Raw genomic sequence first — 24,253 nt, forward strand, 5'->3', positions numbered from 1 at the left:
GCCCCAGCCTGACGCGCTCAGCTTCTCTATTGGAACGCAAGGCGAAATAGCGGGGCAAGGAAACAAGGACACTGTAAGGTTGGTGCAAGCCACCGGTCCTATGTGACAGTTCTGATGAGTTTGCGCGGGTCGAAATGGAACGGATGATCCAGGGCGTCGATGATGGGTTGCGTCGTCGCCTCGATCGCCTCGAGACGCGCGGACGGCATGCCCTTTTGACGACGACGCGCCGACGTGCGGTGCGGCAGGCCCTGGCCTGGGCGGCTCCCGCCTCGGCGGCCGGTCCGCTCCTTCTCGCCCTGTCCGCGCCGTTCGTCGCCCCGACTGTCGCGGGCGTCCTCATCGCCGCTGTCGGCGCGCCCCTGGCGGCAGGGGCGTTCGGCTATATGCGGGCTCGCCAAGCGACCAGCCGCACCCGGACCGCCGCTCTTGCGCTGCTCGATCATCGGTTGCGCCTGAACGACCGGTTGCAGACGTCCGACGAGTTCGAACGACTGGATCGCCGAACGGCCTTCCACGACGCCGCCCTGCAGGAGGCTGCGCCCTGGGTGGCGCGGGCGCAGGACAGCGACGTGGGCGTCGACGACGGCGCGCTGAGGTTGGGCCGCTCGCGGCTGTGGCTATGGCCGGCTGCGGGGATTCTGTGCCTAGCGGCGGCCTTCGCCGTTCCTCAGTTCTGGCCCGAAGCGGCCGCACCGGCGAATCCGGCGGCGGCTGCGATATCGCCGCGATCGGCGGCCGTCGCCGCGCCAGAGGCGCGTTCCGAAAACGCGACGCCGATCGCAGGCGCTGCGTCCCCGACCGCGCCGGGTCGTGATGTCGAGGTGACGACGCGCCCGGGCCTGGACAAGCCCGGCGCCGGATTGGCCGCCGCCTTCCAAAGGTTGATGGCGCGCCTTTCGCCGTCGCGCAGCGCCGCGGCCTCCGCACAGGACGCCGCCGCCCGCGCGGGCGCGCCGTCCCAATCCGCTGCGGGCCAGGGAGAGGGCCGGGGGCGTGGCGGTCAGGGCGCGGCCGGCAACAGCGCCTCGTCCAGCGGGGCGGGTCAGGATCGCGAGGCCAGACAGCCGCAGGATGACGGGCAAACGCCCGGCGAGGCGATGGCTCAGGACAAGACCGACGCCCCTGCGTCCCAGGCGCCCGGCGGTCAGTCCTCCGGCGCCCGGCAGAACGCCCCGTCCGCCGCCCGGCCCCAACCTCAAGACTCCGGCTCCGGCCAATCCCAGAGCGGGGAGGGCCAGCAGCCGGGGCGCAGTCGTCGCGGAGACCAGAACCAGTCCGGCCGCGAGCAGGGCGGAGGCCAGGGCGAGAACGGCGGTCAGAGCGGCCCCGAGACGGGGCTGAAGAAGGGGCGCGGCGTGTCCAGCCTGATGCTGGCGACCCCGATGCAGGACCGTCTTGCCGGGATGGCCAGCCCGGGCCGCATCCGCACGACCACGCGGGACGGGGCGCCGCAGCCTCTGCCGGCGAACGGCGTCCGGGCGCAGGATCGTGGCACGGCGAGAGGCGAGGCGGCGCGGACGGCGCCCCTGGCCGCCAGCGCTCAGGAACAGCGTGCGACCCGCGACTATTTCAACGCGCGGAACGGGGGCGGTCGATGATGCTGTTTCGTCGCCGTCCGCGCGTCGCCGCCGCCCCTGCCGCCGTTTCCGGTCTGGCCGATCCGTTGACGTTCGAGGCCCTGTTCGATCCGACCTTCCTGGCGGCGCTGCGACCCTTTTCGCTGCGGATTTCGCGCGCCCAAAAGGGCGGCCGCCTGGCCGAGCAGAGGACGAACGCGCGCGGCCAGGGCGCGGAGTTCGCCGATTTCAAACCCTATGTGGAGGGCGACGACCTGCGCGCCATCGACTGGAACGTCTATCGCCGTCTCGGCCGCCTGTTCGTGCGGGTGTTCGAGGAAAGCCAGGACATGCCGGTCTATTTCCTGGTCGACCGGTCGCGCAGCCTGTTCGTCGAACGGCCGCCCCGCATCCATGCCGCGCAGGAAGCGACCCTGGCCCTGGCGGCCGTGGCCTTGGACCAGCACGACTCCGTGGGTCTGTTTCCGTTTTCCGACACCCTTGAAATCGAGTTCCGCGCGGTCTCGGGCAAGGGCAATCTGGCGCGTGTGGCGCACAGCCTGGCGGGATATTCGGCGCTGCAGGGCACCGGGCTGGCGGCGGCTCTGGCTCACCTGGCCGGCCTTCGCCTGCGCCAGGGTCTGGTGATCGTGGTGTCGGACTTCTTCGACGAGGCCGGCATAGAATCCGTGGTGCGAGGGCTGGAGCAACTGCCGCATCGGCTTCTGCTGGTGCAGATCGTCAAAGCCTACGATGCGGACCCCGAACGCCATCCCGATCTCAGCGGGGACATCCTGCTGGAAGACGGCGAACACGCCCAACCGACTTCGGTCACGATCACGCCCGACCTCATGGCGCGCTACAAGGCCGCCTACCGCCGCTTCACCGACGCTCTGTCGGAGTTCGCGCGGACCCGCGGCGCGGGCCTCGTGCAGATCGACGCCGACAAGCCGGTGCGTGACCAACTGTCGGCGCTGTTCGGCGATGGCGCGGTCAAGCTGTGAGTTTCCTGTCGCTTCCGCTCTGGGCCGTCATCGCCGGCGCCGTTTGCCTCGCCGCCCTCCTGTTCGGGCTTCAGGTTCTGAAGGCGCGTCAGAAGCATGTGCGGATCGCCGCCGCCGGTCTCTGGGCGCAGGCCGCCAGGGTCACGCCCTTGCGCGTCTTCCGCCAGCGGTTCCAGCGCTGGTTGGCCTATCTGCTGATCCTGGCGATCGGCCTGCTGCTCTGGGCGGCCGGCGCGCGACCTGAAATCACGCCGAGCCGGGACGCCGTCGATCACATTTTCTATCTGGACGCCTCCGCCGGCCTGACGGGACGCGACGACCTGGCCCAGGCGCGCCGCGCCTTGATGGCCGATGTCCGAAACACCGATCCCGCCCGTCGCACCGTCTATCTGGACGGCGCCGTCGCGGCGCCCCTCCTGCAGCCGGGTGAAAATCCGGCCTTGCTGAGCCGGCGCCTGGACGGGGTTCGCGCCCGTCTTGCGCCCTCGAGCTTCGCGCACGCTGTCGCCAATCAAGAGCTGGCGGGCGTGTCGGCGTCGGGGCGCCCTACGGTCGTCCACTATTACGGCGCATGGTCGGGCGCCCGGGACGTCGCGTCCACGGCCGGTCAGCGTCTTGTCTATGGGTACCTGGCCAGGCCGACGCTCGACAATCGCGGCGTGGTCGCCCTGGGCGCCTCGCCTGCGGCCTCGGGCGACGCCGGGCGAGCGGATATTCTCGTAGAGGCGATCGGCGCCGACGGCCGGCCCGTGCCGACCGACGCTCTGCGCTTCAGCCGAGACGGACGCGATGTCGTGGTCGAGATCCTGGCCCGTCCCGACGGGAAACTGATCGTGCGGGACGCGGTCGCGGACGGCGGTTTGTTCGCCGTGCGGCTGGCGCGATCCGACGCCTTTCCCGCCGACGATCAGGCCAGCCTGCGACTGCCGGACCGGCGTCCAGTGCGCGTGGCCCTGTCGTCCGGCGCGCCGGCCGCCGTCGCCCGCGCCGTTCGGCTCAACCCCGCCTTCGCCGTCACCGCGCCGAAGGACGCCCAGGTCGTGGTTCGGCGAGCCGGCGAGCGGTTCGGCGAGGACCGGCCGGCCCTGGTCGTGACCCAGGCCGGCGAGCAGAGCGCCTTCGTGTTCACCTATGGCGCCGACGAGGCCGAGCCGGACCTGTCTGCGGCCCTGGCGTCCCTCGGGATATCGGCGGTGGAGACCCAGACCCTGGCCCGCACCACCCGGCGCGAGGTGTCTGCGGAAACCCGTCCGGGCCAGCAGCGCGGCGTGGCCGTCTGGTCGGCCCTGTTCGACGAGAGAGGCGGGTTCCCGGCGGCGTCGGGATTCCCCGTCTTTGTGTCGCGCACCCTGTCCTGGTTGGCGGATACGCCGCCCTGGATTCCGTATGCCCAGGCCGGGACCGATCTGACCGACCAGTCGGACCTCTATGGTCTGGCGGCCGACCGCCGGATCGCCGACCGCGCATTGAACGGCGACCTGTTCCTGGATCAGGCGGGCGAGACCCGGATCAGCGACCTGCGTATGGCCGTCTCCCTGACCGACCGCACCCTGACCCTGGACGCCGCCCGGGCCGTGCCGGCCGACGTCATCGTGACCCCGGTGCAAGGCCCGAGCGTCGATCTTCTTTTCATCCTGCTCGTCGTGATCGCCGGCCTGCTGTTGCTGCTCGAATGGCGGCTGCAGCAGCGCGGGGCGATGGCTTGAGGACCGCGTCGTGCACCTGACCTTTCTTCATCCCGAAGCCGGCTGGCTCCTGCTCCTGATCCCCGGCTTCCTGTGGTGGGCGCGCAAGGCCGCCAGGGTGCGGGTCGCGCTTCGCACCGCCGTCTTCCTGGCGCTCGTGGAGGCCCTGGCGCAACCCAGTCTGGTCGTGCGTCGGGGCGGCCCGACGTCGGTGATCATCGTGGATCAGGGCGATGCTCTGTCGCCTGTCTCGCGCGCCCAGGCCGCCTCGGCCGCAAAGGCGGTCCTGACGCGTGCGGAGCGGAACGGTCCCGTGGTGGTCATCCAACGCGGCGGCGTCCCCCTGGCTCTAAAGGCGACGCGGCGAATCACCCTGCCGGACGCCGGTCAGGCCGCCGCCATGCCTCACGCCCTCGATCTGGCGCTGGCCGCCTTTCCATTGGGGGCGGAGGGGCGAGTCACCGTGATCGGAGACGGCCTGGGCGCTGACCGGGCCTGGGGCCGGGCGGTCGACGCCTTGGTGGCGCGTGGCGTCGTCATCGACGCCGTCCCGATCCGCGCCGGACGGAACGAGGCCTTCGTCGCCGACGTCTCGCTACCGACGGCCCGCGCCGGCGAGCATGTCTCGGCGCGAATAGGGCTGGACGGGGTCGGGCAGGATCTGTCGCTGGCGGTGTTCAGCGGTGATCGGCGCATCGGTGGGGCGGGTCCCCTCGATCTGGACGGCCCGGCCGCCGTGTCGGTCGAGATCCCGGTCAATCGTCCCGGCTATATGCCCATCCGTGTCGAACTGGCGCGAGGCGGCTCCGTCGTCAGCCGGTTTGACACGGCGGCGGCCGTGCAGGATCCGCTGGCCGTCCTCTATGTGAACGGGCGTCAGGCCGGAGGGGCGAGCGTGCTTCAGCGGCTGGCGGGTCGAGGCCTGCGCATCGACGGCCGGGCGCCGGCGGACCTGGCCGGCGTCGATCTGTCGGCCTATCGCGCCGTCCTGCTGGACGACGTGCCGGCCTCGGCGCTGGCGGCCCCGACGCAGCGGCGATTGATGGAGGCGGTTCGTTCGAACGGATTGGGTCTGATGGTGTCCGGCGGAGAGAGCGCCTTTGCGGCCGGAGGCTACGCCGGATCGCCGCTCGCCGCCGCTCTGCCGGTGACCCTTCGTCAGGAAGAGCAGACCGAGGATCCCAGCGTGGCGCTGGCCATCGTCATCGACACCTCGGGCTCGATGCTGGGCGCGCCGCTTGATCTGGGCAAACAGGTCGCGCGCCTGGCCGTGCGCAAGCTGACGCCGGCCGACAGCGTGGGCGTGGTCGAGTTCTACGGCGGGCGGCAATGGGTCACGCCGATGCAGCCGGCGCGGGACATTCCGGAGGTCGAGCGCGCCATCGGTCGCGTTCAGGCCCAGGGCGGCAGCGAACATCTCTTCGGCGCCCTGCAGGAGGCCTATTACGGGCTGCAGAACACCCAGGCCCGCTATCGCCATATCCTGGTGATCTCGGACGCCGGGGTGGAGGCGGATCGCTATCCTCAGCTGATCCGCCATATCGCCGACGACCAGGTGACGGTTTCCACGGTTCTGGTCGGCGGCAGCACCGAGGGCGAGGCCCGCATGGCGCAGTGGGCCCGGCTCGGTCGCGGGCGCTTCTATGTCGTCGGCGACGAGTTCAGCCTGGTGGAGATCAATCTCAAACAGCCCCAGCAGAAGCCCCAGCCCGGGATCAAGCGCGGCGGCTTCGCCCTGGCCCCGTCGGCGTCGTCCTTCGGATGGGGCGATCTGGCGGCGGCGCCGCCCCGACGGCTGGACGGTTATGCCCAGGCGGGCGTTAAGCCGCTCGCCGAGACCCTGATCCGCACCGCGACGGGCGAGCCGATTCTGGCCTCCTGGCAATGGGGCGCCGGTCGGGTGACGGCGCTGATGACAGAGCCTGTCGGCGAGGGAACAGCCAACTGGCGCAACTGGGCCGGTTACGGGGATTGGATGCAGCGGCTGGTCGCCCGCACGGCCGATCCGCGCCCCGAGTGGGTCGTGCGCCTCGGCCGCGTCGGCGGCCGGGTCAAGGTGGTGGCCCAGCGCATTCGCGGGGCCGCCGGCGGTCCGCCGCAAATCCGGGTGCTGAACGCCGCCGGCCAGGCCGGGCCCGCCCTGACGGCGGTCGAACGGGCGCCGGGTCTGTTCACGGCCGAAGGCGCGGCGTCGATGGACGCGCCGGTGCGGGTCGAGGTTCACGACGGTCGCGGCGTGACCCGCGCGGCCCTGCCGGCGCTCGGGGGCGGGCAAGCGGACCGTCCGGTCTCTCGGGCTGACGGACTCCCCCTGGATCAACTGGCCCGCCTGACGGGCGGGGTGGTGATCGAGACTCCCTCCCGCGCCGGCGCCGCCCCCCTTCCGCAGGGACGATCTCCGGCGACGGCTCTGGACCTGTGGGGCTGGCTCTGCTGGCTGGCCCTGGTCCTTTACGTCGCCGATATCGTCTATCGTCGCTGGCCGCCCCGGCGGCTGGCCGTTTGAGATCGAGATCATGACTTTGCGATCACGCTCCCTGTTTCTGGCGCTCGGCCTCAGCCTCGGCGTGTCGGTCGCCCCGTCCGTGACGGCGCAGGCGGCGTCGCCTGCCGGCGAGGTCTCGAACACGCCGACACGGACCGACGCCAGCGCACGCGCCTTGATCGACGCCGTCCTGTCCGGCGCGCGTCTCGACTTTGCTGCGGCGGATCGGCTGTACGCCCAGGCCGTGCTCGCCGACGACCTGAGCGGCGTCTATGGCCGGCTGGACGAACTGTCGGCCGGGGCCGATCCCGATCGCGCCTGTCGAGTGGCCGTTCTGAAAGCCGTGCTGGAATGGCGCGACGGCGATGTCGATGCGGCGACCGACACGGTTTCCGCCGCCCTCGACCGCTGCCGAACGACGGACGCCATGCTGCTGCGCGGGCGGCTGCTCGACATCCAGAATCAGGCCGGGGCGGCGTCCGTCTGGTACGAACGCGCGCGGGCGCAGTCGGACGATGCGCAAGAGCGCGCCCTGCTGGACCGTCGCCTGGCGATCATCGGCGTGACGGGTCGAAGGCCCGACGCCCTGTCTCAACTGGCCGGCTCGGGTGATGCGGCCGTGGCGAACCGGGCGGCGGCCGTGCTCGGTCTCCTGGGGAGGCCGGGGGACGCCGCCGCCCTGTATCGTCCTCGAAACGACGCCGCCGTGCGCTACAGCGACGCCGTGCGGCTGGCGGACTGGGCTATCGGCCAGGGTTCGCCGGACGCGGCTGCATCCTCAGCCTGGCGCGCGGTCGAGGCCGCCGCGACGACGGAAGATCGGCTCTACGCCCTCGCCCTGGTCGTGGAGGCCTATCGGACAGCCGATCAGCTGGCGGGTGCGGAGGCGTTCCTGGCGCATAAGCCGCGCGGGCCGGAGGTGGATCAGGCGCGGCTGGACGTCCTGCTGGAGTTGCGGCGTTACGACGACGCCGTGGCCATGGTTCAACAGGCCGGGGACGCCGCGCTGCGCGAGCGACTTCTGGGCGTGCTTCGCGCCGCCGGTCGAACGACGGAAGTCGAGGCCGAATATCGGCGCCTGATCCGCGCCCAGCCGGCCGATCCGCGCTGGGCCGATGGTCTGGCGGCCCTCTATCTCGAGCAGGGCAGGTCGGATGAGGCGGTGGCGGTCTATCGCAGCCTGGCCGTCGCCAACCGCGCCAGGCCGGACGTGCAGATCGAGACGGCGCGCAAGATGATCGCCATGGGGATGGGCGACCAGGCCTCCCGGATATTGGGCGATGCAGCCTCGACGCCCGCCGTCGCTGTCGCGATTCGGCGTTTCGAGGTCGAAACCGCCATCGACCAGGGCCGGGAGGCGGACGCAGAGGCGGGCCTGCGCGCTCTTTCGGCGGCGGCGCAGGGCGACACGGCGACCTTCGTCACCGTCGCCGAAAACTACGAACGTCTGGGCCGGCAGGATCTGGCCCTCGAAACCCTGCTGGGCGTCCAGGCGCGCGGCGGGGTTCTGGACGACGACCAGCAGGCCCATATCGCAGATCTCGCCTTCGCTGCGGGTCGGCCGGCGGAGGCGTTGACCCGTTGGCGGGCTCTTTGGGCGGGAACTCGGCTTCCGGCGCGCAAGGCCTTCCTGCAACGGCAGATCATTCGCGCCGCGCAACAGACGGGTCAGATGGAGCCTATCGCCGCTGAACTGGAGGCGCGGATCGCTTCGGGCGCGGCCGATCAGGGCGAAGTCAGTCTTCTGGTCGAAATCCGTATCGCGCAGCAGGACGGCGCCGGCGCTGAACGCGCGGTGCGCCGCTATGCCGAGCGTTCACGTTCGGGCGAGGTGCGAACCTTGGAGCAACTGGCGGCCGTCCAGGCCCGGCTCAGGAACTACGCCGGTCTTAACGCGAGCCTGGCCCGGTTGGCCCAGGTCGACCCGGCCAACGCCGACGCCTATCTGCGCCGCCTGATCATCAATGTGCTTCGCTTCCCCGATCCGGCCGAAAGCGATGCGGATCGCAATCGCCGGGTCGACGCCCTGATGGCGCAGATGCGGGCGGCCGGAAAACTCGACGATGTCGAGGCCGCGCGTTTCGCGGCCTCCATCTATGCGTCCGGCTATCGAAACGCCGAAGCGCTTGTCCAGCATCGACGCGCTCTGGCCCTGGCCCCGACGGATGTCGATGCGCTGCTGGAATATGCCGGAGGGCTGAAAGCGGAAGGGCGGGTCGCGGAGGCCGCCAGTCTGTTGCAGTTCAAGGCCGAGACGGCGCCGAGCGGCGCGGCCTTTGTCGCCGCCTTGAACGGGCTTCTGGACGTGCTGGCCGCCGGAGACGCCAACAGCGTGGGGGTTCCGGCCGATCTGTCCCAGGCGAGGCTGGGATGGGCGAGGCGCGCCGCCCTGGAGCGTATTCTGCAGGACGGGGATGATGTGCGGCTGTCGTCCCTGGTCGGCGACATCGGCCAGGATCGCGGGGATCCGGAGCTGCAGCTGCGCGCGCTCCAGGCGTCGCTCGCGGTGGCGGGCGACCAGAAGCCGGCGGTTCTGCGCCAACTGATCAGTCTGACCTCCGCCAGCGAGACCGGCGCGGGCGATCCCGTCCGAAAGGCGATCTACGGCCGCCGGCTGGTGGCGATGCGCAAACCCTATCCGCCGGAAGTCTATGCGGATATCGCCCAGACCTTGCTGAAGGCGGGCGATGTCGCCGGCGCCGAGCGGGCCTTCGCGCTGATGGGCGACATCGGGGGACTGGTGAACGTCGACGCCTTGCGGGGCCAGGCCTACGCCGAGGCCGGAATGACGCGAGAGGCCTTGGCCCGTTACCGCGTGGCCCTGCTGCAGGATCAGGACGATCTTGATCTGATCGCGCACACGGCGGTTCTGATGGAACAGTCGGGGCAGGCGTCCGAGGCCGGCGCCCTCTATTGGAAGGGCCTCAACAGCCTTGTGCAGCGCCAGCCCACGCAACAGGCCAGCGACGCCCTGAAGGCGCTCGATGCGGCGCAGTACGCCCCCACCCTGATCGAGGGCGCCTTGTTGACCTGGCCCGAAGGCGAGACCCAGGCGCGGATCGCGCTCTGGCGTCAAACGGCGCTGTCCGCGGCGCAGAGGTCGCAGACCGTCGGGGCCGCCCCGGCGACCAGGCTGGCGGACTTTCCGCGCCTGGCCCTTGTGGTCGCCATCAATCAGCGGCTTGCGACCTTCCTGAACGACGATGAGCTGGAAACGACGCAAGACGCCCTTCTGGCGCCTTTCCGCGACGCCCCCGAGGCCCGACGCGCTTTGGCCGACGTGCATGCGCCCGCCGGCCTGACGACGGGGGCGGGCCAGGATTGGCCGATCGTGGATCTGGGCCGTCAAGCCGCGACAAACGCCGACTTCGATCTCGCGCTCGCCCTGGCCTTCGAGACCGGCGACCGCGCGCGTATTCGCGCCCTGGCCGACCAGGCCATTGCGGCGGATGCTCCGTGGCGGGCCGGACGCGAAAAGGGCGTGACCCAGAATCAACCGCCCATGCTGGTGTCCTTGTTGCTCAAGGCGGCGGACCTGGGGCGTCCCGAGGTCGTGCGTGAGGACATACTCGCGCCTCTGGCCGACACCTCGTTCGACGCCCTGGCGCTGTATGACGTCTATCGCGTCGATCCTGCACGGTTTGCGAAGCTGGAGGCCGCCGCCGGCCGTCGTCTGTTGTCCGATGACGTCCTGATCCCGCTGCTCGTCTCGCGCGGCAATGACCCGCTCCCGGTGGCGGGGGCGGCGGGGCGGGCGCGAGGCGGACCGACGCCGCTGCAGCTGCTGACTCAAAGGTTCGATCCCGATCGCCTCGTGGACCTGTACGAAGCTCTGGTCGAGCGGATGGAGCGGACCGGATCGGCCTCGGGTCTGCAGGAGGCCATCGCCGCTCATCTGCTGGATTCACCTCTGAGCGACGCGCAACGTGATCGTCTCCAGGCCGTGCTGATCCGTGACATCGGGGCTGAACGTTCGCAGTCGGACAACAGCGGCGGCGTTTTCGCATCCCTGCTGTTACGGTTCGACGCACCCGCAGCGAACCGTGAAGTCCTGCTGGCCGCGTCACGGGTCCTGGCCGCTCGGTATGCAGACAGCGCACGAACGCCTGAGGTGCTGACGGCCTGGTTCGCCGACGACCGCGCAGGCGCCTTCGAGGCGCTGACCGCAATGACCGAAGCGATGGCGCAGCCCCCGTTGAGCCTCGGCACGCTGCTGGCTCAGCGCTTTGGGGCTGAGCGCGAGGCTGCGTTCGACGCGTTCCTGGCGACCTCCCGGCCGAACCGGGAGGAGACGGCCCGTTTCGAGAGACGCTTCCTGCGCGGCGAAGCGACCAAGGCGTCGGTCGATCCCAGGATCGTCGCGGCCTACGCCAAGCTTGTCTCCGTCGAACCCGACAACGTCGCCTATGTCGCGGCTCTGTTGCTGATCCAGGCCAAGGCTGGCGATTTTCCCGCCTTCGTCGCGACCGCCGCCCCGTTCGCGACGACGCGGGCTGACGATCAGGTGCTGGGGACCCTGCTCGGTCTGGCCTATCGACTGACGGGCGATCCGGACGCTGCGGCGCGGACGGCCGAAGCCGCGAGCGTGGATCTGGACGACCCCGAGTGGATCCGCCAGCTCACAAGCCGAGCGATGGCGACGCGGGCCGGCGAGGTCGACATGCCGAGCGCGTTCGCACCGATATGGTCCGCCTACCAAAAACGGTTTCCCCAGGCGCCGGCCGTACTGGCTCTGGCTGTGCAGGACCCGGAGTTTACGCCGGTGACGGTCGCGAGGCCCCTGGATCGCCTGGCCGCCGACGACACGCCGGGCGTCGCTCGAGGCGATATTCTCCGGGGGCTATGGCGTGCGACCGTTCCGCAAGGCCGTCAGGACGGCGACGCCAGCAACCGTCAAATGCTGATCGACAGCCTCGCGGACCCGGCGGCGGCCGGTTACGGCGCGCCTGTCGTCGCAATCGTCACGCGCGACCCTGCCGTCATCAAGGAGCTTGAAGACGAGCTTTCGAGCCTCTCCGGGGCGATGCAGGGCCGACAGATGCGGCTCTATGACCGGGTCGCCGAGGCGCAGTGGAGCCAGGGGGGCGGACAGGCGCGCCTGGACGCCCTGTCCGCCGATCTTGGCGGTCCGCCCGTCAGGCTGCACGACCTGGCCCTCTTCCTCGCCCTGGAGCAGGGCGCGCCTGTCGCGCTCGATGCACAGCAGTTGGCCGGTCTGACGCGGCAGCTTCGTTTCGTCATGTCGCCGTCAGCGGGGATGAGGCTGGCCGCCGCACGCGCCTATGGGAGGGCGGGCGAAAGCGCCACCGCCGGCGCCTTGCTTCAGGCCGCCCTGCTGCAAAGCCTTTATCCGACCCGCCGCGACTATGCCGATCCCGGGGATCCGGCTCCTGACGCCGCCGCGTTCCTGACCGTTTTGGCGGCCTTCCCGGATCAGGGGGCGGCGCGACGGATACGCGGCGATCTGGCGCGCCTGGCCCAACGGCAGGCCGCCAGCCCTGCCGTGATGGCTCCTTTCGCAGCATTGGCCTCCGCCGCCGACTGACCTTGCGGACCAAGGCCCGATGTGCGGCTTCGACGCGGCGCGCGCATCGGCTAGGGTGGGGCAGGGACGCCTTGGGGCGAGGAGGATGGATTGGGCCTGAAGCTAAGAAGCCTGCACCGATCCATGTTCGCGCAACTGGCGATCATCACCATCCTGTTCGTCGGATTCGGCGTCTATTTCTTCACCCTGCGTCCTTTGCTGTCGGTCGAGCCGACCGGCGTCGCTGATCCTCTGGAGGTCACCGCAGCCAGCGCATCCGAGGTCTTAAGCCGCTTCGCCTTCGCTGAACGCGAGCAGGCGGGAGCCGGCGGCGACCTGGACGCCGATCCGGTCTTGCGGGACATCAGGGCGCACAATCCCAAGTTCCGCTATTTTGTTCGGGTGCAGGGGCGGGAGTTTCGCTCCGGAGAGGGAACGCCCTTCTTCATCCGCCTGGCGTTCGACCGGCTGCAGAGCCAGAATCTGACGAAGGTCTATTCAGGCCTCTGCCTCACCAACACCAACAGCGATCCCGGCGGCCCAGGTCGCAGTTTCCTCGCCTATTCGGACTGCGGCGGACAGGCGAGCTATTATGAATACGCCGGGATCGAACACGCCACGACCAATGCCGCCGCAGGCTCGGCCCGGCTCTATGGCAAGTTCATATGGAGCTACGGCGGGATATTCCTGTTTACCGTAGGGGCGGCCTTCGTCGTCTTCACCATAATCCTGTTGGCGAACGTGTTGCGGATCCGGCGGGTCGCCGCCATGGCGCGCGATCTCGATCCCGACAATCTGAGCGAGCTGTTTCCGGAAAAGGGTCTGCCGCTGGAAGTGGCGCCGCTCGTGTCGGCGCTGAACCAGATGATCGTGCGCGTCGACGAGGCCCAGAAGCGTCAGCGCTTTTTCCTGTCCGCCGCTGCGCATGAAATGCGCACGCCTCTGACGGTGCTCAGAACGCGGCTGGAAATCATGGACGACGGGCAGTTGAAGGACAAGCTGATCTCCGACGTCCGGCGACTGACGAATCTCGCCAATCAGCTGCTCAAACTGATGACCATCGGCGAGGCTCCGGAGCCGCTGAAGGAATCGGATCTCGTGACCTTGACCGGCAGGGCGGTGGGCGAGCGGGAGGTCGTCGCGGCTCGTCGCGGTCTCGATCTCGTCTTCGAGCGGGAGGTGACCCGCTATGGGCTCTGGGCCGACCCCAGCCTCGTCGAGACCGCGATCGGCAACGTCATCGACAACGCCCTGTCGTTTTCGGCGCAGGGCCAGCGTGTCGTCGTTCGACTGGACAAGGACGGCTGGGTTCGGGTTTGCGACCAGGGGCCGGGCATACCCAGTGAACAGATCAAGACGCTGTTTGAGCCCTTCACCCGGTTCTCCACCGGACGCAGCGGCTATGGGCTGGGTCTGGCCATCGTCAAGGCGGTGGTTGATCGCCACGAGGGCGCGGTGGTGATCGGCGAGGTCGCCGGCGGTGGAGCAGAGGTGGCGCTGCGTTTCGATCCGAACATTCCGGCCCGGCCCTGAGGCTCGGCCCTGAGAAAGGGTCACGCAACGCATCCGGTCCTGGGCAGACGGCGCCAGCTTCCGATCAGCTTGGTCCGGTACAGAGGTCGATCTGTCCTGGAGCCCTTCATGCACGCGTTGATCCTGATCGCCAGTCTGGCCCTGAGCACGCAGGCCCCCGCCGGGGAGCCGCAGCTGCCGCCCGCGCAGGCCGAGGCGGCGCCCGCCGTGTCGAGGGTCGCGGTCCTGACCCGCGACACGCGCGGTCGGCCGACCCTAGACGCCGAGATCAACGGCAAGGGGCCGTTCCGCATGGTGGTCGACACCGCCGCCCAGACCAGTCTCGTCACCCTGCCCCTGGTCGACGAACTGAAACTGCCCGCCATAGGCGAGATGAATATCGGCGGCGTCGCAGGCCAGCAGCAAGCCGGCCTGTACGGTGTTGATCGCTTCAAGACCCCCCTGTTCGACGTCGAGAGCGTCGGGATGCTCGCCCTTCCGAACGCCGGCGTCACCGAGGCGCGCGGCATTATCGGCATGGAGAGGTTCACTGGAGATCGTCTTCTGTTTGATCACGCCGCCAACCGCCTGAGCCTCGAACGCTCCGGTGCGGCGGCCGACGGCTTCGTGGCCGTGGCGGGTCGTCTGGATGACAGCGGCCTCCTGACGGTGCCGGTCGAGATCGACGGGGTGACCTTCACCGCCCTCGTCGATACCGGCGCGGCCGTCTCCGTGGCGTCGGGCGGAGCCCTTCGTGCGCTGGGCTGGGCGGAAACCGATCCGCGGCTCACGCCGGCGGGTGAGATCCGGGGAGCGACGCAGCATGGGACGGTCGTCCTGAAAGGGGTCGTCGGCCGCATCAGATTGGGTCCGGTGAATTTCCGCGATGCGCCCTTGATATTCATCGCGGGCGAGGCGGACGACGCTGGGGCGGAAGGCGGTCCCAGCCTGATCCTCGGCGCCGATCTGCTGAACAACCTCGACGCCTACGCCCTCGACTTCCCACGCAGCGAACTGCAGATTCGTATCCCGCAGCAGCCAAACGGTCCTGATCCCCGCTGAGCCGGCCGCCCGGGGGCTAAATCCGTCTGCGGAGCTTTCAACGTCATCTGCTGCGCACGCATCCGCCTTTGTTCGCGGGTGGGCTGGAATCACCGCCGTCGGGTTCGGAGGCCCGGCGTCAGCATGGCCGGAACGAGCAGGACGACCACGCCGATCGGCAACATCGCCAGGCCTCGGTCGCTTGTCCGTCCTAATATTTCCATTATAGTGGAAATGTGGAATCCGAGATCGCCATTTTCGCCCTGGCCGCGCTCGCCCAGAACACGCGTCTGGAGACGTTCCGGCTTCTGGTGCGGCATGAGCCGGAGGGACTGGCCGCCGGCGACATCGCCAATCGGCTGGCGATCCCGGCCAACACCATGTCGGCCCATCTGGGCGTGCTGTCGCGGGCCGGACTGATCACGGCCGAGCGGCGCAGCCGGTCCATCATCTATCGCGCCGATCTGAGCCGACTGCGCGACCTGACCGTCTTCCTGCTGGAGGACTGCTGCCAGGGTCGCGCCGATCTTTGCGAGCCCAGGCTCGCCGAACTCGCGCCCTGCCGCGACTGAGGACCCCATGGACGTCATCATCTATCACAACCCCGCCTGCGGGACGTCGCGCAACACCCTGGCGCTGATCCGGCACGTGGGAATCGAGCCGCATGTGATCGAATATCTGAAGACGCCGCCCAGCCGCGCCCTGATCCAGGACCTGGCCGCGCGGACGGGCGCGCCGCTGCGCGATCTCCTGCGCGAGAAGGGCACGCCCTTCGCCGAACTGGGTCTGGGCGACCCGGCCGTCAGCGACGACCAGTTGCTGGACGCCATCGAGGCCCATCCGGTGCTGCTGAACCGCCCGATCGTGGTGACGCCGCGCGGCGTGCGCCTGTGCCGGCCGTCCGAGGTGGTGCTGGATCTGTTGCCCGAGGACGGGCTCAAACCGTTCGTCAAGGAAGACGGCGAAGTGGTGATCGACGCCGAGGGGCGGAGGGTTCGCTGATGGTCGATACGCCGGTCGCCCCAGCCTCTGCGGCCGCGCCCCGGCGGCTGTCCTTCCTCGACCGTTGGCTGACCCTGTGGATCTTCGTCGCCATGGGGCTGGGTGTGGCGCTGGGCGCCCTGGTTCCCGGCCTGCCGGCCTGGCTCGACGGGCTGTCGGTCGGCACGACCAATATCCCCATCGCCATTGGCCTGATCCTGATGATGTATCCGCCCCTGGCCAAGGTGCGCTACGAGGCCCTGCCGCAGGTGTTTGCGGACAGGCGGGTGCTGCTGCTGTCCCTGTTCCAGAACTGGGTGCTGGGGCCGGTGCTGATGTTCGCCCTGGCGGTGATCTTCCTGAGGGATCAGCCGGAATATATGACCGGGGTCATCCTGATCGGCCTGGCCCGCTGCATCGCCATGGTCCTGGTCTGGAACCAACTGGCGCGCGGCGACAACCAGTATGTGGCCGGCCTGGTCGCCTTCAACTCCATCTTCCAGATCCTGTTCTTCAGCCTGTACGCCTGGTTCTTCCCGTCGGTCCTGCCGCCGCTGTTCGGGCTCGAGGGCAGCGTGATCGCGATCCGTTTCTGGACCATAGCCGGGGCGGTGCTGATCTATCTGGGCGTGCCGTTCCTGGCGGGTTTCCTGACCCGCCTGGTCCTGATCCGGCGCAAGGGCGAAACCTGGTACGAGACCCGGTTCCTGCCGCGCATCGGACCGATGACCCTGGTCGCCCTGCTGTTCACCATCGTCGCCATGTTCAGCCTGAAGGGTGGCGAGGTGGTGGCCCTGCCGCTGGATGCGCTGCGCATCGCCGTGCCGCTGACCATCTATTTCCTGGTGATGTTCGTCGTCAGCTTCCTGATAGGCAAGCTGATCGAGGCGGATTATCCGCGCACCACGGCCCTGGCCTTCACCGCCGCCTCGAACAATTTCGAACTGGCCATCGCCGTCGCCATCGCCGCCTTCGGCCTGACGTCGCCTGTCGCCTTCGCTGCGGTGATCGGCCCCCTGGTCGAGGTGCCGGTGCTGATCCTGCTGGTGTCGGTCGCCCTGTGGATGGGGCGGCGCTGGTTCGCCGACACGGCCCCGCCGGCGGACGCCTGATGGTCGCCCTGCGTGTGGTTGACGCCAGCGATCACGGCCTGATCGCAGCCCTGGCTGAGGCCGGCCTGCCCGAGCCTGGCGCCGGCCGCTATTTCGGCGCGACCCAATACGGCGCCCTGGTCGGCTACGCTGGGCTGGAAGGCAAGGGCCGGCATCTGCTGTTGCGGTCGCTGGTCGTTCTTCCCGATCATCGGGCGCGGGGCGCAGGCGCGCGCCTCCTGACCGCCGCAGAAGACGTGGCCAGGGATCTGGGGGCGGAGACCCTGCACCTGCTGACGACTACGGCGGAGGCCTTCTTCGCTCGCCGAGGATTTGTGCGCGGCGCGCGTGAGGCGGCCCCCGAGGCCATCCTTCGGACGCGCGAGTTCGCGGCGCTCTGCCCGGCGTCCGCCGCCTATATGACCAAGGCCATTTCATGAGTTTCGACCGTCTGCGGCCCCTGCCGGACCCCGATCATCTGCCCGCCCTGGACCCGGCCTATCTGGCGCGCGATCCGGCGGCGGGGCTGGGGCCGAACGATTCGCCGCCGCGGATACTGCTGCTCTACGGATCGCTCCGGGACCGGTCCTATTCGCGCCTGTGCGTCGAGGAGGCGGCGCGGCTGTTGCAATGGATGGGGTGCGAAACCCGGATCTTCGATCCGCGCGATCTGCCGCTGACCGACCAGCATGTCGCGGACGACCATCCGGCGGTTCATGAACTGCGCGAACACGCCCTTTGGAGCGAGGGAATGGTCTGGTGCAGCCCGGAACGGCACGGTCAGGTCTCGGGAATCATGAAGCTACAGATCGACCATCTGCCGCTCAGCCTGGGCGGGATGCGGCCGACCCAGGGCCGCACCCTGGCGGTGATGCAGGTCTCGGGCGGGTCGCAGAGCTTCAACGCCGTCAACACCCTGCGCCTGCTCGGGCGATGGATGCGGATGTTCACCATCCCCAACCAGTCCAGCGTGGCCATGGCCTTCAACGAGTTCGACGACGACGGCCGGATGAAGCCCTCCAGCTATTACGACCGGATCGTCGATGTGATGGAGGAGCTGGTGCGCTTCACGATCCTGCTGCGCCCCCACGCGGCCCAGTTGGTCGACCGCTATTCCGAGCGCAAGGCTGCGGGCGTCCCTCTGGACCCACAGACCGATCTTTCCGCCATCGCCATTAAGCCACAGTGATTCCGCCCAGGGTCCGCACGGAGGGTGTTGCACGGACGCGCCGTCCAGGCGCACGGCCTCGATCCGGGCGGACAGGGCCGACCTCGATCGGCGGGGCATGCAAGGACTATCGTCGCGAGAAGGCCAGAGCCGTCGCCGAGGCTGAATGCGCCGGAAGGCCGATCTGCTAGGCGGCGGCTGCGAGCGCCGTCCTCATGGCGACGACCAGAACCTCAAGGTCGAAGGGCTTCGGCAGGAAACCGGCGGCGCCGCCCGCATAGGCGGTCTCGGGCTCGAGGTGGCCGGAGGACACGAGCACGGGAATCCTCGGCTGACCAAGTTGTGCGTAGGCCAGAAGCCCGAGGCCGTCGATCGACCCCGGCATGCGTACGTCCGTGAAGATCAGGTCGATAGGAGCGCCCGAGTTCAGAATCGCGACCGCCTCGTCGGCGTTGAAGGCCTCGATGACGACGAAACCCACATCACGAAGGTGGTCGGAGACCAGCATTCGGATCAGAAACTCGTCTTCAACGACGAGAACATGCGGCGCGTCGGCCGCAGCCTCAGGGGGCGCAGGCATGGAGTTCAACAACATTGAGGCCCCGCTTCGGATCAAGAACGATCTGAAAGGAGTCCGGTTCCAGCGCCGCGCGGGCGGGCGCCCCTGCGGCAAGCGCGGCTGTTCGCCGATCGGGAGTTGGCGAGAATCTTCGCGGGAATGTCAGAATCCTGTTGCAGACGAAATGGCCCCTACGTATAGGACCGCCTCGCTCGGAAACGGGCCGGCCCTGAGGGCTTCGGAGCTTTGGTTTCGGGGGTTTTGAGGGGAAGAAAGAGTTGAGAAACTTCTTGCTTTCCTGGGTTGGTTTCAATAGGTTCCGCGCTCCAATCGAATCGCCGAACGGTTAAGAGGAAAGCCTCTGCGTTTTCCTCCGGTGGTTTTTGTGGTTTTGAGGCTTCGGTCTTGGGTCTGCAAAATCTCTGAAAAGAGCGATTGACACGAGGTTCGCGGTTCTCTAAATCGCCGCCTCCGCCGACGACACGGCGCTAAACAAGTCGGGCCGCCGAGGCGGTTCTAGGTCTTTGACATTGTTGATATGGAAAGAGAAACGCAGGCGGCGGTGTTCTAGCGATGACCTTACGGTCATTATACGACACTGACTATCTGCGGTCTTTTTGAAAAGATACCATGCGTCGGTCTTCGGATCGATGACGTGGGAACTCGTCAATAAAATACGTAGAACTAATGCCAAGATCACTTCGGTGGTCTTCAAGCTTAGGTCAGAAGTCAACTCAACCTGAGAGTTTGATCCTGGCTCAGAGCGAACGCTGGCGGCAGGCCTAACACATGCAAGTCGAACGAACTCTTCGGAGTTAGTGGCGGACGGGTGAGTAACACGTGGGAACGTGCCTTTAGGTTCGGAATAACTCAGGGAAACTTGTGCTAATACCGAATGTGCCCTTCGGGGGAAAGATTTATCGCCTTTAGAGCGGCCCGCGTCTGATTAGCTAGTTGGTGAGGTAAAGGCTCACCAAGGCGACGATCAGTAGCTGGTCTGAGAGGATGATCAGCCACATTGGGACTGAGACACGGCCCAAACTCCTACGGGAGGCAGCAGTGGGGAATCTTGCGCAATGGGCGAAAGCCTGACGCAGCCATGCCGCGTGAATGATGAAGGTCTTAGGATTGTAAAATTCTTTCAGTAGGGACGATAATGACGGTACCTACAGAAGAAGCCCCGGCTAACTTCGTGCCAGCAGCCGCGGTAATACGAAGGGGGCTAGCGTTGCTCGGAATTACTGGGCGTAAAGGGAGCGTAGGCGGACATTTAAGTCAGGGGTGAAATCCCGGGGCTCAACCTCGGAATTGCCTTTGATACTGGGTGTCTTGAGTGTGAGAGAGGTATGTGGAACTCCGAGTGTAGAGGTGAAATTCGTAGATATTCGGAAGAACACCAGTGGCGAAGGCGACATACTGGCTCATTACTGACGCTGAGGCTCGAAAGCGTGGGGAGCAAACAGGATTAGATACCCTGGTAGTCCACGCCGTAAACGATGATTGCTAGTTGTCGGGATGCATGCATTTCGGTGACGCAGCTAACGCATTAAGCAATCCGCCTGGGGAGTACGGTCGCAAGATTAAAACTCAAAGGAATTGACGGGGGCCCGCACAAGCGGTGGAGCATGTGGTTTAATTCGAAGCAACGCGCAGAACCTTACCACCTTTTGACATGCCTGGACCGCCAGAGAGATCTGGCTTTCCCTTCGGGGACTAGGACACAGGTGCTGCATGGCTGTCGTCAGCTCGTGTCGTGAGATGTTGGGTTAAGTCCCGCAACGAGCGCAACCCTCGCCATTAGTTGCCATCATTTAGTTGGGAACTCTAATGGGACTGCCGGTGCTAAGCCGGAGGAAGGTGGGGATGACGTCAAGTCCTCATGGCCCTTACAGGGTGGGCTACACACGTGCTACAATGGCGACTACAGAGGGTTAATCCTTAAAAGTCGTCTCAGTTCGGATTGTCCTCTGCAACTCGAGGGCATGAAGTTGGAATCGCTAGTAATCGCGGATCAGCATGCCGCGGTGAATACGTTCCCGGGCCTTGTACACACCGCCCGTCACACCATGGGAGTTGGTTCTACCCGAAGGCGCTGCGCTGACCGCAAGGGGGCAGGCGACCACGGTAGGGTCAGCGACTGGGGTGAAGTCGTAACAAGGTAGCCGTAGGGGAACCTGCGGCTGGATCACCTCCTTTCTAAGGATGCTTCTCCAGGCCGTCTCTCACGAGGCTGTCTATTGAGGCTCCGATTTAGCGGAGCGCTTCACAGCGCCGAGCACTATGCGGAATGCCGCCGTCTCCGTTTCTCTTTCCACTTTCGTCATCGACGCATCGACCATACGGGTTGATGTATTGGTGACGCGATCGCGAGCCTGGGTCTCTTGACCTGGCTGTCGCTGCCATAGGCCCGTAGCTCAGGTGGTTAGAGCGTACGCCTGATAAGCGTAAGGTCGGCAGTTCGAGTCTGCCCGGGCCTACCAGCTGATGCTGGTTGCTGGGGTTGGCCTCCAGCCCACAGGCAGTATCGTATGACAGCTCTCCTGGGCTTTGCACCATTCCTGTTGGAATGGGGCCATAGCTCAGTTGGTAGAGCGCCTGCTTTGCAAGCAGGATGTCGTCGGTTCGACTCCGTCTGGCTCCACCAGGATCTTGTGATCGCATTCAAGTTTGCCGTTGGCCGTAAGGCCGGCGTGCATTGAAATCGTAAAGGAAGAACGTGACCGGCTCCCCTGAGCTTGTAGGTCTTGTTCGAGAAGAAGACATTGTCTGACAAAAATCAGGCTCGGTCCCCCGGCGACTTTCCAGTCGGGCGGAATAAACCGAGCATGAGTTTTGCTGAGAAACGATCAAACGTTGAAGGGCTTCTGACGGATGCCTTGGCGTAGAGAGGCGATGAAGGACGTGGCAAGCTGCGATAAGAACCGGGGAGGCGCTAGCACCCTTTGATCCGGTTATTTCCGAATGGGGAAACCCACCTTTACAGTCTTCCAACTCTGCTTCGGTTTCGGCCGGAGCGGCGATTGGCGGATTGTTGAAAGGTATAATGAGCTGAATACATAGGCTTCATTAAGCGAACCCGGGGAACTGAAACATCTCAGTACCCGGAGGAAAGGACATCAACCGAGACTCCCGTAGTAGTGGCGAGCGAACCGGGACCAGGCCAGTGCTCTTGTGAAATAAAGACGAACGATCTGGAAAGGTCGGCCATAGTGGGTGAAAGCCCCGTAGTCATCAAACAGCAAGAGACTCGAGTAGGGCGGGACACGTGAAATCCTGTCTGAACATGGGGGGACCACCCTCCAAGCCTAAGTACTCCTCTACGACCGATAGTGAACAAGTACCGTGAGGGAAAGGTGAAAAGCACCCCGACAAGGGGAGTGAAACAGATCCTGAAATCGGAAGCCTACAAGCAGTCGGAGCCCCCAAGCGGGGTGACGGCGTACCTTTTGTATAATGGGTCAGCGACTTCATGTGTCGAGCAAGCTTAAGCCGTTAGGTGTAGGCGCAGCGAAAGCGAGTCTGAATAGGGCGCTAAGTTCGACGTATGACGACCCGAAACCAGGTGATCTATCCATGAGCAGGTTGAAGGTTGGGTAACACCAACTGGAGGACCGAACCCGTGAATGTTGAAAAATTCTGGGATGACTTGTGGATAGGGGTGAAAGGCCAATCAAACCTGGACATAGCTGGTTCTCCGCGAAATCTATTTAGGTAGAGCGTCCGACGAATTCCTTGGGGGGTAGAGCACTGGATGGTTGCGGGCTGCGCGAGCGGTACCAATACTAACCAAACTCCGAATACCCAAGAGAACTATCGGGCAGACACACGGCGGGTGCTAACGTCCGTCGTGAAAAGGGAAACAACCCTAACCATCATCTAAGGCCCCCAAGTCACGGCTAAGTGGGAAACGATGTGGGATTGCTTTGACAATCAGGAGGTTGGCTTAGAAGCAGCCATCCTTTAAAGAAAGCGTAACAGCTCACTGATCAAGCGATCCTGCGCGGAAAATGTAACGGGGCTCAAGCCGTGCGCCGAAGATATGGGTTTGCAGTTTACTGCAAGCGGTAGCGGAGCGTTCCGTAGGCCGGTGAAGGTCAGGCGTGAGCCTGGCTGGAGGTATCGGAAGTGAGAATGCTGACATGAGTAACGATAAGAGTGTGAGAGACACTCTCGCCGAAAGACCAAGGGTTCCTGCGTAAAGCTAATCTGCGCAGGGTTAGTCGGCCCCTAAGGCGAGGCTGAAAAGCGTAGTCGATGGGAAGCAGGTAAATATTCCTGCACCAGCTGGAAGTGACGGATGGCTTAACTCGTACCCACTTATTGGATTGTGTGTGCGGGGGCGTTGTCCCAGGAAATAACTCCAGCAGAGACCGTACCCGAAACCGACACAGGTGGTCAGGTAGAGCATACCAAGGCGTTTGAGAGAACTATGCTGAAGGAACTCGGCAAATTGCACGCGTAACTTCGGAATAAGCGTGACTCACCCTGGGCAACCAGGACTGAGTGGCACAAGCCAGGGGGTAGCGACTGTTTAGCAAAAACACAGGGCTCTGCGAAGCAGCAATGCGACGTATAGGGTCTGACGCCTGCCCGGTGCCTGAAGGTTAAAGGGAGTTGTGAAAGCGACGAACTGAAGCCCAGGTAAACGGCGGCCGTAACTATAACGGTCCTAAGGTAGCGAAATTCCTTGTCGGGTAAGTTCCGACCTGCACGAATGGCGTAACGACTTCCCCACTGTCTCCAGCATAGGCTCAGTGAAATTGAATTCCCCGTGAAGATGCGGGGTTCCCGCGGTCAGACGGAAAGACCCTATGAACCTTTACTATAGCTTCGCCTTGGCGTTAGCGACCGTATGTGTAGGATAGGTGGGAGACTATGAAACCGGGGCGCCAGCTCTGGTGGAGTCGTCCTTGAAATACCACCCTTACTGTCGTTGACGTCTAACCGAGGGCCGTTATCCGGTCCCGGGACATGGCGTGGTGGGTAGTTTGACTGGGGCGGTCGCCTCCTAAAGTGTAACGGAGGCGCGCGATGGTGAGCTCAGAGCGGTCGGAAATCGCTCGTCGAGTGCAATGGCATAAGCTCGCCTGACTGCGAGACTGACAAGTCGAGCAGAGACGAAAGTCGGCCATAGTGATCCGGTGGTCCCGAGTGGAAGGGCCATCGCTCAACGGATAAAAGGTACTCTAGGGATAACAGGCTGATTTTGCCCAAGAGTCCATATCGACGGCAAAGTTTGGCACCTCGATGTCGGCTCATCACATCCTGGGGCTGGAGCAGGTCCCAAGGGTATGGCTGTTCGCCATTTAAAGTGGTACGTGAGCTGGGTTCAGAACGTCGTGAGACAGTTTGGTCCCTATCTGCCGTGGGTGTTCGAAGCTTGAGAGGATCTGTCCCTAGTACGAGAGGACCGGGATGGACATACCTCTGGTGTACCTGTCATGGCGCCAGCTGTGCAGCAGGGTAGCTAAGTATGGAATAGATAACCGCTGAAAGCATCTAAGCGGGAAACTAACCTCAAAACAAGGCTTCGCTGAGGATCGTGGAAGACTACCACGTTGATAGGCCAGGTGTGGAAGTGGGGCGACCCATGAAGCTTACTGGTACTAATAATCCGATCGGTTTGATCGTTTCTCAGCAAAAC

13 protein-coding genes, 2 tRNA genes and 2 rRNA genes are annotated in these 24,253 nt (G+C 65.9%); 16 read left to right on the forward strand and 1 reads right to left on the reverse strand.

From position 1 onward, the window contains the following. Positions 1-134 precede the first annotated feature (134 nt). From ACW18C_RS02540 to arsH, 12 genes are all read left to right on the forward strand, one after another. Entirely contained in the window at positions 135-1,601 is a 1,467-nt protein-coding gene (locus tag ACW18C_RS02540; RefSeq protein ID WP_492072647.1) for a hypothetical protein, read from the forward strand. Then, complete coding sequence (locus ACW18C_RS02545; protein WP_492072648.1) at positions 1,598-2,563, forward strand: DUF58 domain-containing protein; 966 nt, start codon at positions 1,598-1,600, stop codon at positions 2,561-2,563. Before ACW18C_RS02540 ends, ACW18C_RS02545 begins: the two co-directional genes overlap by 4 nt. Then, positions 2,560-4,269, forward strand: coding sequence for a hypothetical protein (locus tag ACW18C_RS02550; protein ID WP_492072650.1), 1,710 nt, complete (start codon positions 2,560-2,562; stop codon positions 4,267-4,269). Before ACW18C_RS02545 ends, ACW18C_RS02550 begins: the two co-directional genes overlap by 4 nt. A 10-nt stretch (positions 4,270-4,279) precedes the next feature. Next, on the forward strand, positions 4,280-6,754 hold the full coding sequence (locus ACW18C_RS02555; RefSeq protein WP_492072652.1) for a VWA domain-containing protein: 2,475 nt from the start codon (positions 4,280-4,282) through the stop codon (positions 6,752-6,754). A gap of 10 nt (positions 6,755-6,764) precedes the next feature. Next, positions 6,765-12,278 carry a hypothetical protein gene (locus ACW18C_RS02560; protein WP_492072653.1) on the forward strand — a complete coding sequence of 1,838 codons (5,514 nt, stop codon included), beginning with the start codon at positions 6,765-6,767 and terminating at the stop codon, positions 12,276-12,278. 123 nt (positions 12,279-12,401) lie between these two features. Next, entirely contained in the window at positions 12,402-13,790 is a 1,389-nt protein-coding gene (locus ACW18C_RS02565; protein ID WP_492072655.1) for a sensor histidine kinase, read from the forward strand. A 108-nt stretch (positions 13,791-13,898) separates the two neighbouring features. After that, the gene (locus tag ACW18C_RS02570; RefSeq protein ID WP_008263158.1) at positions 13,899-14,831 is read left to right on the forward strand and encodes an aspartyl protease family protein; all 933 of its coding nucleotides are present in this window, start codon (positions 13,899-13,901) and stop codon (positions 14,829-14,831) included. A gap of 215 nt (positions 14,832-15,046) precedes the next feature. Continuing rightward, positions 15,047-15,382 carry an ArsR/SmtB family transcription factor gene (locus tag ACW18C_RS02575; RefSeq protein ID WP_008263976.1) on the forward strand — a complete coding sequence of 112 codons (336 nt, stop codon included), beginning with the start codon at positions 15,047-15,049 and terminating at the stop codon, positions 15,380-15,382. A gap of 7 nt (positions 15,383-15,389) precedes the next feature. After that, a complete protein-coding gene (gene arsC, locus ACW18C_RS02580; protein WP_492072657.1) occupies positions 15,390-15,812 on the forward strand; it encodes an arsenate reductase (glutaredoxin) in 423 nt (140 codons plus the stop codon). Further along, positions 15,812-16,903, forward strand: a complete 1,092-nt coding sequence (arsB, locus tag ACW18C_RS02585) for an ACR3 family arsenite efflux transporter (protein WP_492072658.1) — start codon at positions 15,812-15,814, stop codon at positions 16,901-16,903. Before arsC ends, arsB begins: the two co-directional genes overlap by 1 nt. Beyond that, the gene (gene arsN2 / locus ACW18C_RS02590; protein ID WP_492072660.1) at positions 16,903-17,322 is read left to right on the forward strand and encodes an arsenic resistance N-acetyltransferase ArsN2; all 420 of its coding nucleotides are present in this window, start codon (positions 16,903-16,905) and stop codon (positions 17,320-17,322) included. Before arsB ends, arsN2 begins: the two co-directional genes overlap by 1 nt. Next, positions 17,319-18,071 carry an arsenical resistance protein ArsH gene (gene arsH / locus ACW18C_RS02595; RefSeq protein ID WP_492072661.1) on the forward strand — a complete coding sequence of 251 codons (753 nt, stop codon included), beginning with the start codon at positions 17,319-17,321 and terminating at the stop codon, positions 18,069-18,071. Before arsN2 ends, arsH begins: the two co-directional genes overlap by 4 nt. A 166-nt stretch (positions 18,072-18,237) precedes the next feature. Here the strand turns inward: arsH and ACW18C_RS02600 are convergent, their stop codons facing one another. Beyond that, positions 18,238-18,645: a response regulator gene (locus tag ACW18C_RS02600; RefSeq protein ID WP_492072662.1), complete on the reverse strand. Its 408-nt coding sequence runs from the start codon at positions 18,643-18,645 to the stop codon at positions 18,238-18,240. A gap of 699 nt (positions 18,646-19,344) precedes the next feature. Between ACW18C_RS02600 and ACW18C_RS02605 the strand changes: the two genes are divergently transcribed. The 4 genes from ACW18C_RS02605 to ACW18C_RS02620 all read left to right on the forward strand — a co-directional run bounded on the left by ACW18C_RS02605 (position 19,345) and on the right by ACW18C_RS02620 (position 24,240). Beyond that, positions 19,345-20,805 (forward strand): 16S ribosomal RNA (locus ACW18C_RS02605). A 207-nt stretch (positions 20,806-21,012) separates the two neighbouring features. Beyond that, positions 21,013-21,089, forward strand: a tRNA-Ile gene (locus ACW18C_RS02610). 88 nt (positions 21,090-21,177) lie between these two features. After that, positions 21,178-21,253: transfer RNA gene (locus tag ACW18C_RS02615), tRNA-Ala, on the forward strand. Positions 21,254-21,453: 200 nt separating this feature from the next. Beyond that, a 23S ribosomal RNA gene (locus tag ACW18C_RS02620) occupies positions 21,454-24,240 on the forward strand. The 16S and 23S rRNA genes sit together here with 2 tRNA genes alongside, the layout of an rRNA operon. The last annotated feature ends 13 nt before the right edge of the window (positions 24,241-24,253 follow it).

Source organism: Brevundimonas sp. FV1ye7S (genome assembly GCF_058680995.1).

Bases quoted from the DNA above. Each gene is read 5' to 3' on its own strand.
- ACW18C_RS02540 (WP_492072647.1), top strand. From the start codon at position 135: ATGGAACGGATGATCCAGGGCGTCGATGATGGGTTGCGTCGTCGCCTC.
- ACW18C_RS02545 (WP_492072648.1), top strand. From the start codon at position 1,598: ATGATGCTGTTTCGTCGCCGTCCGCGCGTCGCCGCCGCCCCTGCCGCC.
- ACW18C_RS02560 (WP_492072653.1), top strand. From the start codon at position 6,765: ATGACTTTGCGATCACGCTCCCTGTTTCTGGCGCTCGGCCTCAGCCTC.
- ACW18C_RS02565 (WP_492072655.1), top strand. From the start codon at position 12,402: ATGTTCGCGCAACTGGCGATCATCACCATCCTGTTCGTCGGATTCGGC.
- ACW18C_RS02570 (WP_008263158.1), top strand. From the start codon at position 13,899: ATGCACGCGTTGATCCTGATCGCCAGTCTGGCCCTGAGCACGCAGGCC.
- arsC (WP_492072657.1), top strand. From the start codon at position 15,390: ATGGACGTCATCATCTATCACAACCCCGCCTGCGGGACGTCGCGCAAC.
- arsB (WP_492072658.1), top strand. From the start codon at position 15,812: ATGGTCGATACGCCGGTCGCCCCAGCCTCTGCGGCCGCGCCCCGGCGG.
- arsN2 (WP_492072660.1), top strand. From the start codon at position 16,903: ATGGTCGCCCTGCGTGTGGTTGACGCCAGCGATCACGGCCTGATCGCA.
- arsH (WP_492072661.1), top strand. From the start codon at position 17,319: ATGAGTTTCGACCGTCTGCGGCCCCTGCCGGACCCCGATCATCTGCCC.
- ACW18C_RS02600 (WP_492072662.1), bottom strand. From the start codon at position 18,645: ATGTTGTTGAACTCCATGCCTGCGCCCCCTGAGGCTGCGGCCGACGCG.